The organism is Streptomyces sp. NPDC091281 (assembly GCF_044757425.1).
Classification (GTDB): domain Bacteria; phylum Actinomycetota; class Actinomycetes; order Streptomycetales; family Streptomycetaceae; genus Streptomyces.
Genome location: NZ_JBIVUY010000013.1, coordinates 103445 through 115678, shown reverse-complemented (window position 1 = coordinate 115678; position 12234 = coordinate 103445). Strand labels below are relative to the sequence as shown.

Genomic DNA, 12234 nt, shown 5'->3' with positions numbered 1-12234 from the left:
CGCCGGAACGAGGGAGAGGCAAGAGACGCGGACGACGCGCGTAGAACTACAGTGAACACCTGTCCCCCCAACTTCTACGCGCGTCAATCTCCTGCCTGCCCAGCCCAGTTGTCAAGGTTTCGGCCATGTACGGGAGGCGGCCGGGAGATGAACCGGGCGGCATGGGTCCAAACCCGTCTAGGCTGAGCGGTCGAGCGCACCACCCGTCGAGCCCGGTGCGCCACGCGCCAAGGAGAATCCGCCGATGTCAGACAGCTCCCCCCTGCCGCCGGTACGGCTGCGCCCCGAAGCGGAGCTGGCGCGCGACGCGCTGTCCACCCCGCTCCTCTCCCGGGCCGTCCGCCTCGCGCGCTGGGCCGGGCCCGGGACCCGGGTGGACGCCGGGGGCGGGCTCGTCGAGGAACAACTGCCGGACGCCGCCGAGGTCCTGGGGCTGACCGGCGAGGACGCCGCCGCCGAGGCGAGCGAGGCCTGGCGCACGGCGCTGGACGCCGGACTCGTGGAGGTCACCGACGCGGACGACGGCGACGGGGGCGACACCGCGGGCGAGGGGGACGGCACCGTCACGGCGGGCGAGGACCTCGCGCTGCTCACCGACGGCTCCCCGCAGGACGTCCTCGGCATCTGGCTCGCCGCCCTGGAGGCCGTCCTCGCCGACGCCGCCGTGCCCGACCTCGACGACCTCGTGGACGCCCTGGACGGCGGCGGCGAGGTCGACTTCTCGCAGCTCGACTGGGACCCCGAGGGCGAGGCCGCCTTCCTCGACGGCGTCCTCGGCAACCTCTACCTCCTCACCGCCAACGAGGAGGGCCCTGGCGACGGGCCCGTGCCGCTGCCCGCGCTCGCCGCCTCGATGATCGTCCCCGGCGACCTCGGCGAACCCACCAACGACATGCTCGAACAGGTCTCCGACGCGATGATGCGCCTCGACGACCAGTTCCGGCTGCTGGAGCCCATCGGGCTCGTCGTCTACCAGCCCGTCGACGAAGCCCTCATGGCCGACCCCGACGAGGAGCCCGCCGCCCCCGTCGACGAGACCGACGTCTCCCGCTACGGCATGGTCCGCCTCACCCCGCTCGGCGTGTACGGGCTGCGCGTACGGCTCACCGAGGCGGGCTTCACCGCCCCCGCCGTCGGCGAACTCGCCGACAAGGGCGCCGACGCCCTCCTCGACGGCAGCGCCGGGTACGGGCCGCTGGCCGCCCGCGCCGAGACCGAGCAGTGGCTCGCCCGCCGCGAACCCGTCGCCGCCGCAGGGGAGTTGCTGGCCGCCGCCCGCGGCTCCGACCCCGGCGCGCCGCTGCGCCGCCTGCGCTGCCAGCAGGCCCTCTCCCTCGTCGGCGCACAGGCCGAACCCGCCGTACGGGAAGTCCTCGACGACCCCGAACTCGGCGGCCTGGCCCGGGTCTGGCTGACCGAACTCGGCGCCGCCGACGTCCCCGCGCCCTCCGAGGACCTGGTCTTCTGGCTCACCGTCGACACCATCGCCGCGCAGCTCGCCGCCGAGGGCAACTCCGAGGAGCTTCAGGCCCTCGTGGAAGGCCTCGCCCAGCAGCACAGCGGCTTCTTCGCCGCCGCCTGGCGGGTCGGCCACCCCGCCACCGCCGACGTCCTGGAGGCCATGGGCCGCCTCCACCCGGACAAGCGCATCGCCAAGGAGGCCCGCAAGGCCGCGTTCAAGGCGCGCTCCCAGCAAGGGGGTTGAGGGGGCCTGCCCTCCGAAGGACGGGTGCGGGCCAGTCGGTCGGCCCGCACCCCGCCGTAATGGGCTCGCACCCCGCCTTAATTGACTCGCACCCCGCCCGTCCCGCCTCCTACAGTCGAGGCACGCACAGCGCACCTCCCGGTGCGAAGACCACGGCTACTTCTCTTTCCAAGAATCCACGCCGTGGTCAGTCCGATCTCGGGAGGCGCGGCATGCGGTGGGTGCCCGGTGCGCAGGCAGCGGTTACTTCTTCGGATCGGACGGTTGCGGGTTCGAGTCCCGTCACCGACCTCGGGTCGGTGTAGCTCAATCGGGTAGAGCATCTGGCAACACCGTCGCCGACCTCTGAACTCGGGCACCCTCCCCTTGCCACGCCCACCCCAGGGACCGGACGCGAACCTCATGTGCGGTGAACTCGGGGGGAGTTCGGCATGGCACGCTTCAACACCCGTACGGCACAGTCCCGTACCGCCCAGTCCCGTACCGCCCAGGCCCGCGCCGTCTCGGCGGTGCGGACCACCGGCCGTACGGCGGCCACCGCGCGCGGCGGCCGGGGACACGAGCGGGACGCCCGCTCCGAACTGTTCCTCCTCGCCGTCGCCAACCTCGTCTCCCAGCAGACGTTCCACGAGTCCGGCCCCGCCCGCGACGACCGCTACACCCGCCTCGTCCGCGACCTCGCCGTCAGCGACCCGGCGTGGACCGCCGGACTGCTGCGCTGGCTGCGCGCCGACGCCCAGCTGCGCACCGCCGCGCTCGTCGGCGCCGCCGAGTACGTCCACGCCCGGCTCGCCGAGGGCGCGACCGACGGCCCGTCCAACCGGCAGGTCGTCGACTCGGTGCTGCTGCGCGCCGACGAGCCCGGCGAATTCCTCGGCTACTGGACGGCCACCTACGGCCGGGCCGTCCCGAAGCCCGTCAAGCGCGGCCTCGCCGACGCCGTACGCCGCCTCTACCGCGCCACGTCGCTGCTCAAGTACGACACCGCGTCCAAGGGCTACCGCTTCGGCGACGTCCTCAACCTGGTGCACGCCGCGCCCGACCCGGCCAAGCCCTGGCAGGGCGAGCTGTTCCGCTACGCGCTCGACCGCCGCCACCACCCCGACACCGCCGAGCCGCCCGCGGCCGACACCGTCCTGACCGCGCACCGCGCGCTGATGGCGCTGCCCGTCGAGGAGCGCCGCGCGGTGGTCACCGCCGAGGGCGGCGTCGAGCGGCTGGCCGCGGCCGGAATGACCTGGGAGGCGCTCGCCGGGTGGCTCCAGGGGCCGATGGACCGGGCCGCCTGGGAGGCCGTCATCCCCTCCATGGCGCCGATGGCGCTCGTCCGCAACCTGCGCAACTTCGACGAGGCGGGTGTCGGCGACGAGGTCGCGGCGCGGGTCGCGGCCCGCATCGCCGACCCCGGCGAGGTGGCACGCTCGCGGCAGTTCCCGTTCCGCTACCTCGCCGCGTACCGGCACGCGCCCTCGCTGCGCTGGGCGTACCCCCTGGAGCGGGCCCTCGGTCACTCGCTGGCCCACGTGCCCGCGCTGCCCGGCCGCACCCTCGTCCTCGTGGACCGCTCCGGGTCGATGTTCTACTCCCGGCTGTCGGACCGGTCCGAGCTGAACCGGGCCGACGCGGCGGCGGTCTTCGGCGCCGCGCTCGCCCTGCGGGCCGCCGACGCGGACCTCGTCGAGTTCGGCACCTCCAGCAACGCGATCGACGTCCGGCCGGGGGAGTCGGTGCTGAAGGTCCTGGACCGCTTCGGCGACCTGGGCGGCACCGACACCACCGAGGCGGTGCGCCGCCACTACCGGGGCCACGACCGGGTGCTGATCGTCACCGACGAGCAGTACGCGCCCAGCCGCCACGGCTCGCCCACCGAGCAGGTCCCGGCCCACGTGCCCGTCTACACCTGGAACCTCGCCGGGTACCGGGTCGGCCACGGCCCGTCGGGCGAGGGCAACCGGCACACCTTCGGCGGGCTCTCCGACGCCGCGTTCCGGATGGTGCCGCTGCTGGAGGCGGCCCGCGACGCCGCGTGGCCGTGGGAGGCGGACGGCGCCGGCCGGGCCTGACGCACCGCGAGGGACGGACCGGGCGGGCCCGCCCGGTCCGTCGGCGGGGGGCGATAAAATCGGGGCGAGGCTCGCCGGTTCCCGAGGAGTGGACGATGACGCAGGTCAAGCCCATGCGTGCGGACGCCCGCCGGAACTACGCGCTGCTCCTCGCCGCCGCGGCGGAGGCGTTCGCCGAGCGCGGCGAGGGCGCCTCCCTCGACGACATCGCCAAGCGCGCCGGGGTCGGGTCGGGCACCCTGTACCGGCACTTCCCCACCCGGCAGGCGCTGCTGGAGGCCGCCTACGTCGACCGGATCGAGGCGTTCGCCGTGCGCGCGAACGTCCTCGCCGCCGAACTGCCGCCCGGCCGGGCGCTGGTGGAGTGGCTCAACGAGCTGTGCGTCGGCGCGATCCAGGTCCGCGGCATGAAGGCGCTCCTCGGGTCCGCCGTCGCCGACGGCAGCCTCGCGGCCGAGACCGTCTGCGGCACGACCGTGCAGGGCGCGGCGGCCCGGCTCGTCGAGGCGGCCCAGCGGGCCGGTGCCCTGCGCGCCGACGTCACCCCCGTCGAGGTGCTCCGCCTCGCCCACGGCGTGTCCACGGCCGCGGAACTGGCCCACGGGGACCGCGACGCCGAACGGGACGCGCAAGGCGTACGGCGGTTCGTGTCGCTGGTCGTCGAGGGACTGCGGGCGGACGGCGGGGCGGAGCCGGCGGGGAGCTAGCGCCGGGCGCGGTGCCGTGTCGGTGGTGGCCGCCGGGTGTCAGCGGGCGCTGCCCAGATCGCGGTCGCTCTCGGCGCCTTCGAGCATGAGCGTCGTCTCCTCGATACGGCGGAAGCGGCCGTCGGGCGCGAACTCGCCGAACAGGTAGACCTCCGTGCGCACGACCGAGCCGTCCGTCTTCGTGACGTGCACGGTGTGCCGGTCGGCGTAGCGGAAGCCGTCGTACAGCTCGTCGTGGACCTCGATGACGCCGCTGTCCACGACGCCGCGCAGGTGGGCGATGTGCTTCAGGAAGGCGTCGCGGTCGTCCCAGTTCCCGTCGGTGCGCTGGCGGTAGTCGGGGGCGAAGTGCCGGTCGGCGGCCTCCTGGAGAGCGAGCCCCGGAGTGAAGAGCAGGTCCGTGAGCGCGGCGGCGATGCTGGTGCGGTTCATGGCGGAATCCTTCGGCTGTCGTACGACTCGTATTGCGTGCGTGGCGCACGCGTCTCCGTCATCGTAGCCCATATGCGTGCTCGGCGCACGCTACTGTGGGGGGATGGAGACCGACGAGATCACCGTGGGACGCGAAACCGCCGTGGGACGGGAGATCGCCGACGCGCTGGGCACGCTGCTCAAGCGCAGTACCCGGCTGGGGCTGCACCGGGCCCTCACCCAGGGCATGGGCGAGGCCGTGGACGAGCTGACCTATCCGGTCCTCAGCGGCCTGGCCCGCAGCGGGCCGTCCACCGCCGCCGACCTCGCCCCCGAGGTGGGGCTCGACCGGTCCGGGGTCACCCGCCGCGCCTCCCGGCTGGAGGAGGCCGGTCTCGTCCGGCGCGAACCGGACCCCGCGGACCGGCGCGGCACCCTGCTCGTCCTCACCGAGGAGGGGGAGCGCGCCGTGGGGACGCTGCGCGCGCGCCTGTCCGACCGCATCGCCGACAGTCTCGCCTCCTGGCCGCAGGACGAGGCCGCCGCGTTCGCCCGCTCGCTGCGGCGCTTCGTCGACGACGGGCCGTTCGGGTAGCGGTATGGGCGGGACCGCCCGCGTGGGTGGGGGCGCGCCGCAGCTCGGGGGCCCGGGACACGCGGATACGTCGCTACGCCGCCGCGTCGGGGACCGGGGTCTCCGACGCGGCGGCGTAGCGGGGTGTGGGGCGGGGTGGGGTGGGGCGGTCAGAGGGACTGGGCTGCGGGCTTCACCATGTTGCGGACCGTGCGGGCCTTCACGAACTCGCCCATCGCCGTCATCTCCCACTCGCCGGAGTACTGGCGGATCAGCTTCGCCATCATCACGCCGGTCTGCGCCTCCGCGCTGGTCAGGTCGAAGCGGACCAGTTCCTCGCCGGTCGCCGCGTCCAGCAGACGGCAGTACGCCTTCGCGACCTCGGTGAACTTCTGGCCGGTGAACGAGTTCACCGTGAAGACCAGGCCGCTCACCTCCTGCGGGATGCGGCCCAGGTCCACGACGATCACCTCGTCGTCCCCGCCGCCCTCGCCGGTGAGGTTGTCGCCCGAGTGCTTGATCGCGCCGTTCAGGATCGTCAGCTTGCCGAAGTAGCAGCTGTCGATGTGATTGCGCTGCGGGCCGTACGCGATCACCGACGCGTCGAGGTCGATGTCCTTCCCGCGGTACGCCGGTTCCCAGCCGAGACCCATCTTGACCTGCGAGAGCAGCGGGGCGCCGCCCTTGACCAGGGAGACCGTCTGGTTCTTCTGGAGGCTGACGCGGCCCTTGTCCAGGTTGATCTTCCCCGTGCCGGGCGCGGGCGCGGCCGGGGGAGCGGGCGGCGCCGGGGGCGCGGCCTGGGTGGCGGCGTGGGCCCGCGGCGGGGCGGGCGGGGGCGGCGGGGTGACCGGCTGCGGCTGCGCGGCGGGCGCGGCGGGCGCCGCCGGTTCCTCCACCGAGACGCCGAAGTCCGTGGCGATGCCGGCCAGGCCGTTCGCGTAGCCCTGGCCGACCGCGCGGACCTTCCAGGCGCCGTTGCGCTGGTAGATCTCCACGACCACCAGTGCCGTCTCGGTGCCGAGCTGCGGGGGCGTGAACGTGGCCAGGACGCTGTTGTCGTCCGCGCCGCGGACCGTGGCCGTCGGTTCGACGCCCTGGAAGGTCTGGCCCGCCGCGTCGGGGCTCGCGGTGACGACGATCTTCTCGATGCCCGGGGGGAGCGCGGCGGTGTCGACGGTGATCGCGTCGGGGGCGGTGCCGCCGCCCGAGCGGTACGTCACGCCGGGGCCGCTGGGCTGGTTGTAGAAGATGAAGTCGTCGTCGGAGCGCACCTTGCCGTCGGCGGTGAGCAGCAGGCCCGAAACGTCGAGCCGCACGGGGGCGGTGACGTCCACCGTGACGCGGGGGGTGGGGAGGGGGATGTTCGAGCCGGGGGTCATAGCTGTCATGCCGGGTGAACGAGCGAGGGCGTTTTACCGTTCCCTTACCGTTCGGGTTCGGTCGGTCCGGTGGACGGGTGGGGCGGCGAGGCGGTCACCACCTGGCGCGCAGCACGCCGTCACGGTCGGGCAGGGCCACCTGGAACAGCGGGTGGCGTCGGTCGACGGCCAGGGGTAGGAGACAGGCCGCCCGCGCGCCCGCAACCGAGGCGGCGAGCTGCGGGTGGTCGGTCCTGTCGACGGTGACGTGACAGATCGTCCCGCCCGGCTCTTCCCACACGAAGTCCACGGTCTCGTCCTCGGGCAGCCCGGCGAGGACCGCGTCGACGTCGGGACTCAGATCCGGCCAGACGGTCAGCATCGCGCGTGGGCCGAGCGCGGCGCGGACCCCGTCGAGACTCCGCTCGGTGAGACGGTGCCAGCGGGTGGCGTTACGGACGGGGCTCTCCTCCAGCAGCAGTGTCCGCGGTGCGCACAGTTCCGCGCGCACCCGCTCCCAGAAGTCCTCGTCCGCGGCCTGTGTCACCTCCCGTTCGTCGAGGTGGGCGGCGTAGGGCGACACCGTGACCGGTTCGGCGAACAGGCCGAGGTGCCGGGTCCTGGCGACGGCCGCCTCGCAGGGCCGGTCGCTGCCGACGTACACGTACTGGTCCCATCCGACGTGCACGGTGAACGTGTCCTGCCGCTCCAGCCGACACCACGCGCCCTGCCCGCGGAGCATGACCCGGACCAGCTCCAGCGCCACGGCCACCGAGACCTCGGCACCGTCGTGGTAGCCCGAGAGGTCCGGCGGGAACAGCCCGGCCAGGCCATGTCCGTCCACCGGCGTCTCCGGGCCGAAGGGGACGGAGCCGCCGACCGCGGGTTCACGGATCTCCAGCCGGTCGGCACCCGCGTCCGCCGCGAAGGCAGCGATCGCCGCGAGGTAGGCCGCCTCGACGGGGCCTCGGTCGCTGACAGTGTCCTCGGCGCCGAGGTAGTGCCCGTGTCCGTCGCGGTCGGCGGGGTCGTACTTCGAGATCCGGCGGGTGAAGGACGGTGGCACGCTGCTCCCTGCGCTGACGGTGACTCTCCCCTGTGCTGAGGAAAGGGGTGTCAGCGTAGTGCGCCGCCGCCCGCCGTCCTGCGGGACTGGACGCCGACCAGGGGGGCTGGGAACCACCATCCCCAGACCCCCCTTCGGCCCCGAACGGGCCTCGTCCTCAAGCTCCTCCAGAGGGCGCACCCCCGGACGGGCTGAGCACCACCCCCTACGGCACCACCACGATCTTGCGGCCCACCCCCGACGCGAACTGCTTCAGTGCCTCCGGGTAGGAGGTCAGGGGGAGGCGGTCGCTGATGAAGATGTCGGGGTCGAGGACGCCGTTGGCGAAGAGTTCCGCGGCGCGTTCGAAGCTGTGGAGGACCGCCATCGAGCCGGTGATGGTGATCTCCTGGTTGTAGATGCGGTACGGGTCGATCTGGACGCGGGTGGCGTAGTCGGCGACGCCGAACTGGAGGAAGGTGCCCGCCTTGGCGACGCGGTCCAGGCCGTCCTGGATGGCGGCGGCGTTGCCGGTGGCGTCGACGACGACGTCCCAGCCCTGGGGGCGGTCCAGCTCGTCCGCGTTCGCGGCGGCGCCCGAGACGCCGAGGCGGTGGGCGGTCTCCAGGCGGGCCGGGTTGAGGTCGACGACGTCGACGCTGGCCGCGCCGGTCTTCTTGGCCAGCTCCAGCATCATCAGGCCCATGGTGCCCGAGCCGTAGATCAGGACGTGCGAGCCGAGGCGGGAGCGCAGGACGTCGTAGCCGCGGACCGCGCAGGAGAGCGGTTCGACGAGCGCCGCGTCCTCGGTGCGGACGTGCTCGGGGAGCTTGACGCAGTTGGCGACGGGGGCGACGGCGTACTGCGCGGCGCCGCCCGCCGTGGTGACGCCGATCGCGGCCCACCGTTCGCACAGGTTGTTGTGACCGGTACGGCAGTAGCGGCACTCGTGGCAGTACAGGGAGGGGTCGACGGCGACCCGGTCGCCCTCCGCGACCTCGGTGACCTGGGTGCCGACCCCGACCACCGTGCCCGCGAACTCGTGGCCGGGCACGATCGGCAGCTTGGGGGCGAACTCGCCCTGGAGGATGTGCAGGTCGGTGCCGCACAGGCCGCAGGCGGCGACCTCGACGACGACCTCGCGGGGTCCCGGCGTCGGGTCCGGGACCTCGGCGACGACGGCCCGGCCCACGGACTCGATGACGGCGGCCTTCATTTGACGGCTCCCAACGACAGGCCCTGGACCAGCTTGTCCTGGGCGGCGAACCCCGCGGCGAGCACCGGCAGGGAGATCACGAGCGACGCGGCGCACACCTTGGCCAGGAACAGGCCCTGGCTGGTGATGAAGCCGGTCAGGAAGACGGGCGCGGTCTCCGCGACGACACCGGTGAGGACCCGGGCGAAGAGCAGCTCGTTCCAGCTGAAGATGAAGCAGATCAGCGCGGTCGCGGCGATGCCGGGCAGCGCGATCGGCGCGACCACGCGGGCCAGTACCGTCGGCAGCCGCGCCCCGTCGACGCGGGCCGCCTCGATGACCGCGACCGGCACCTCGGCGAGGAAGGACTGCATCATCCACACCGCGATCGGCAGGTTCATCGACGTGTAGAGGATGACCAGCAGCCAGATGTTGTCCAGCAGGTCGGTGTTCTTCGCGAAGAGGTAGAGCGGCAGCAGGCCCGCGACGACCGGGAGCATCTTCGTGGAGAGGAAGAAGAACAGCACGTCCGTCCACTTGCGCACCGGCCGGATCGACAGCGCGTACGCCGCCGGCAGGGCCAGCAGCAGCACCAGCACGGTCGACGCGAGCGACGCCACCGTGGAGTTGATCAGCGACGGCCAGGGGCTGGCGCCGCCGTCGACGCCGAAGAACTCGCGGTAGCCGTCGAGGGTGAGGGGCGCGGTGAAGGACGGCGGGTTGGTCGCCGCGTCCTGCTCCGAGTGGAAGGAGGTCAGCGCCATCCAGGCGATGGGGAGGAAGAAGACGATGCCGGCGAACCAGGCGAGCAGGCCCAGACCGTTTCTGCGTACGGCGTTCATGCGCGGGAGGCCTCCTCGCGGAACAGGGACGACACCACGCGCAGCGCGAACGTGGCGATGATGATCGAGCCGATGACGACCAGGACACCGGCCGCCGAGGCGAGGCCGTTCTCGTGGGCCTGGTAGAAGCTCTGGTAGACGGTGTAGGGCAGGTTGGCGGTGCCCAGGCCGCCCGAGGTGATGGTGAACACCGCGTCGAAGTTCTGCACGATGTAGATCGAGCCGAGCAGCGCGCCCAGTTCGAGGTAGCGGCGCAGGTGCGGCAGCGTGAGGTGGCGGAAGATCTGCCACTCGCTGGCGCCGTCCACCTTCGCGGCCTCGATCTGCTGCTGGTCGCGGCCCTGGAGACCGGCCAGCAGGATCAGCATCATGAACGGCGTCCACTGCCAGACCAGGGAGGCCTCGACGGCGAGCAGCGGGGTGTCGGAGACCCAGTCGGGCTGCGGGCCGCCGACGTAGTGCAGCAGACCGTTGAACAGGCCGTACTCCGGGTTGTAGAGCACGTGCTTCCACAGCAGGGCCGCCGCCACCGGGACCACCAGGAACGGGGCGATCAGCAGGGTGCGGACGATGCCCCGGCCGCGGAACTTCCGGTCCAGCAGCAGGGCGAGGGCGAGTCCGAGGACCAGGCTCGTGATCACCACGGCGGCGGTGAGCAGGACGGTCGTCCAGACCGACTTGCGCAGCGCCTCGTCGGTGAGGACCTGCTGGTAGTTGTCGAAGCCGGTGAAGCTGCGGGCGTCGGGGTAGAGGGCGTTCCAGTCGAAGAAGCTGATCACCAGCGTCGCCACGAACGGCAGCTGGGTCACGGCGATCATGAAGATCAGGGCGGGCAGCAGCGGGGCGCGGGTGGCCCAGGCGCGCATTCTCGGCGAGGGCCGCTTGGGCGGCCGTACGGTGGCGGCGGTCCCGGGGGCCGCGGCGGTCGGTGCGGTGGTGGCGGTCATCGTCCCTCGTACTCCTCGGAGATCCGCTCGGCGAGCTGCTGGGACTTCTTCAGGGCCGACTCGACGGACTGGCGTCCGGCGATGGCCGCGCTGATCTCCTGGGAGACCTTGGTGCCGAGGTCGGTGAACTCGGGGATGCCGACGAACTGGATGCCGGGCGCGGGCCGCGGCTGGACTCCGGGGTCCTTGGGTCGGGCGCCCTCGATGGCGGCCTTCGTCATGTCCTGGAAGGCGGCGGCCTCGGCCCGGTAGTCGGCGTTGGTGTAGGTGGAGGCGCGCTTCCCGGCGGGCACGTTGGACCAGCCGATCTGCTCGCCGACCAGCTCCTCGTACTCCTTGCTGGAGGCCCAGGAGACGAACTTCCACGCCTTGTCGGTGTTGCGGGACGCCTTCTGGATGCCCCAGGCCCAGGTGTAGAGCCAGCCGGAGGACTCGGTGCGCTCGACGGGGGCGGGGGTGTAGCCCATCTTGCCCTTGACCGGGGACTTCTCCGCCTCCAGGAGGCCCGCCGCCGAGGTGGCGTCGTACCACATGGCGACCTTGCCCTGGGTGGTGTTGTTCAGGCACTCGGCGAAGCCGGACTGGGCGGCGCCGGACTCGCCGTGGTCGCGGACCAGGTCGACGTAGAACTTCACGGCCTTCTCGAACTCGGGGGAGTTCAGGCGGGCCTTCCAGTCCTTGTCGAACCAGGTGCCGCCGAAGGTGTTCACCACCGTGGTGAGCGGGGCCATCACCTCACCCCAGCCGGGCAGTCCGCGCAGGCAGATGCCCTTCATGCCGGGCTCGGCGCCGTCCACCTTCGCGGCCAGCTCGGCGATCTGCGTCCAGGTCGGGTTCGCGGGCATCGTCAGCCCGGCCTTGTCGAAGACGTCCTTGCGGTACATCAGGAACGAGGACTCGCCGTAGAACGGCTGGCCGTAGAGCTTGCCGTCGTCGGCGGTGAGGGACTCCCGCATCGGCTTGAGGATGTCCTGCTCGTCGTACCCCGGGTCCTTCGCCACGTACGAGTTCATCTCGTGCAGCCAGCCGTTGCGGGCGTAGATGGGGATCTCGTAGTTGGAGAGGGTCGCCACGTCGTACTGGCCGGCCTGGTTGGCGAAGTCCTGGCTGATCTTGTCGCGGACGTCGTTCTCGGGCAGCACGGTGAAGTTCACCTTGATGCCGGTGTCCTTGGTGAAGTGGGCGGCGGTGAGCTTCTGCAGTTCCACCATCTGCGGGTTGTTGACCATCAGGACGTTGACGGAGTCGCCGCCGGAACCGGACCCGCCCGCTCCGGCCCAGCAGCCGGAGAGAAGCGGGGCGAGCAGCGTCCCAGCGGCGGCCACGGCGAGTGTGACGCGCGGCCTCCGTCGGCTCGGGATACGCATGGATCGCTCCTGGACAT

Annotated in this window: 11 protein-coding genes; 4 read left to right on the top strand and 7 right to left on the bottom strand. The window is 72.5% G+C overall.

The genetic code is table 11. The annotated features are described in order from the left end of the window. The first annotated feature begins 244 nt into the window (after positions 1 to 244). The 3 genes from ACIQPQ_RS29395 (at position 245) to ACIQPQ_RS29385 (ending at position 4475) form a co-directional block, all read left to right on the top strand. The gene (locus ACIQPQ_RS29395; protein ID WP_401309577.1) at positions 245 to 1705 is read left to right on the top strand and encodes a hypothetical protein; all 1461 of its coding nucleotides are present in this window, start codon (positions 245 to 247) and stop codon (positions 1703 to 1705) included. A gap of 431 nt (positions 1706 to 2136) precedes the next feature. Beyond that, on the top strand, positions 2137 to 3768 hold the full coding sequence (locus ACIQPQ_RS29390) for a TROVE domain-containing protein (RefSeq protein WP_401309574.1): 1632 nt from the start codon (positions 2137 to 2139) through the stop codon (positions 3766 to 3768). Positions 3769 to 3863: 95 nt separating this feature from the next. Then, positions 3864 to 4475 (top strand): TetR/AcrR family transcriptional regulator, encoded by a 612-nt coding sequence (locus tag ACIQPQ_RS29385; RefSeq protein WP_401309571.1) that lies wholly within the window; start codon positions 3864 to 3866, stop codon positions 4473 to 4475. 39 nt (positions 4476 to 4514) lie between these two features. On the opposite strand, the gene ACIQPQ_RS29380 is transcribed toward ACIQPQ_RS29385, so the two are convergent. Further along, positions 4515 to 4907 carry a nuclear transport factor 2 family protein gene (locus tag ACIQPQ_RS29380; RefSeq protein ID WP_401309568.1) on the bottom strand — a complete coding sequence of 131 codons (393 nt, stop codon included), beginning with the start codon at positions 4905 to 4907 and terminating at the stop codon, positions 4515 to 4517. Between the two features lie 103 nt (positions 4908 to 5010). On the opposite strand from ACIQPQ_RS29380, the gene ACIQPQ_RS29375 reads away from it, so the two are divergent. Continuing rightward, positions 5011 to 5481, top strand: coding sequence for a MarR family winged helix-turn-helix transcriptional regulator (locus tag ACIQPQ_RS29375; RefSeq protein ID WP_401309565.1), 471 nt, complete (start codon positions 5011 to 5013; stop codon positions 5479 to 5481). A 149-nt stretch (positions 5482 to 5630) separates the two neighbouring features. Here ACIQPQ_RS29375 and ACIQPQ_RS29370 read toward each other — a convergent pair whose 3' ends face one another. From ACIQPQ_RS29370 to ACIQPQ_RS29345, 6 genes are all read right to left on the bottom strand, one after another. Further along, positions 5631 to 6842 (bottom strand): TerD family protein, encoded by a 1212-nt coding sequence (locus ACIQPQ_RS29370; RefSeq protein WP_401310006.1) that lies wholly within the window; start codon positions 6840 to 6842, stop codon positions 5631 to 5633. A 94-nt stretch (positions 6843 to 6936) separates the two neighbouring features. Further along, complete coding sequence (locus ACIQPQ_RS29365) at positions 6937 to 7887, bottom strand: RNA-binding protein (RefSeq protein WP_401309562.1); 951 nt, start codon at positions 7885 to 7887, stop codon at positions 6937 to 6939. 205 nt (positions 7888 to 8092) lie between these two features. Beyond that, positions 8093 to 9082 (bottom strand): zinc-dependent alcohol dehydrogenase family protein, encoded by a 990-nt coding sequence (locus tag ACIQPQ_RS29360; protein WP_383772255.1) that lies wholly within the window; start codon positions 9080 to 9082, stop codon positions 8093 to 8095. After that, on the bottom strand, positions 9079 to 9903 hold the full coding sequence (locus ACIQPQ_RS29355) for a carbohydrate ABC transporter permease (protein ID WP_383772253.1): 825 nt from the start codon (positions 9901 to 9903) through the stop codon (positions 9079 to 9081). Before ACIQPQ_RS29355 ends, ACIQPQ_RS29360 begins: the two co-directional genes overlap by 4 nt. Continuing rightward, a complete protein-coding gene (locus tag ACIQPQ_RS29350) occupies positions 9900 to 10850 on the bottom strand; it encodes a carbohydrate ABC transporter permease (RefSeq protein ID WP_383772251.1) in 951 nt (316 codons plus the stop codon). Before ACIQPQ_RS29350 ends, ACIQPQ_RS29355 begins: the two co-directional genes overlap by 4 nt. After that, positions 10847 to 12217: an ABC transporter substrate-binding protein gene (locus tag ACIQPQ_RS29345; protein WP_401309557.1), complete on the bottom strand. Its 1371-nt coding sequence runs from the start codon at positions 12215 to 12217 to the stop codon at positions 10847 to 10849. Before ACIQPQ_RS29345 ends, ACIQPQ_RS29350 begins: the two co-directional genes overlap by 4 nt. Between the last annotated feature and the right edge of the window lie 17 nt (positions 12218 to 12234).

Bases quoted from the DNA above. Each gene is read 5' to 3' on its own strand.
- ACIQPQ_RS29395 (WP_401309577.1), top strand. From the start codon at position 245: ATGTCAGACAGCTCCCCCCTGCCGCCGGTACGGCTGCGCCCCGAAGCG.
- ACIQPQ_RS29390 (WP_401309574.1), top strand. From the start codon at position 2,137: ATGGCACGCTTCAACACCCGTACGGCACAGTCCCGTACCGCCCAGTCC.
- ACIQPQ_RS29385 (WP_401309571.1), top strand. From the start codon at position 3,864: ATGACGCAGGTCAAGCCCATGCGTGCGGACGCCCGCCGGAACTACGCG.
- ACIQPQ_RS29380 (WP_401309568.1), bottom strand. From the start codon at position 4,907: ATGAACCGCACCAGCATCGCCGCCGCGCTCACGGACCTGCTCTTCACT.
- ACIQPQ_RS29375 (WP_401309565.1), top strand. From the start codon at position 5,011: ATGGAGACCGACGAGATCACCGTGGGACGCGAAACCGCCGTGGGACGG.
- ACIQPQ_RS29370 (WP_401310006.1), bottom strand. From the start codon at position 6,842: ATGACCCCCGGCTCGAACATCCCCCTCCCCACCCCCCGCGTCACGGTG.
- ACIQPQ_RS29360 (WP_383772255.1), bottom strand. From the start codon at position 9,082: ATGAAGGCCGCCGTCATCGAGTCCGTGGGCCGGGCCGTCGTCGCCGAG.
- ACIQPQ_RS29355 (WP_383772253.1), bottom strand. From the start codon at position 9,903: ATGAACGCCGTACGCAGAAACGGTCTGGGCCTGCTCGCCTGGTTCGCC.
- ACIQPQ_RS29350 (WP_383772251.1), bottom strand. From the start codon at position 10,850: ATGACCGCCACCACCGCACCGACCGCCGCGGCCCCCGGGACCGCCGCC.
- ACIQPQ_RS29345 (WP_401309557.1), bottom strand. From the start codon at position 12,217: ATGCGTATCCCGAGCCGACGGAGGCCGCGCGTCACACTCGCCGTGGCC.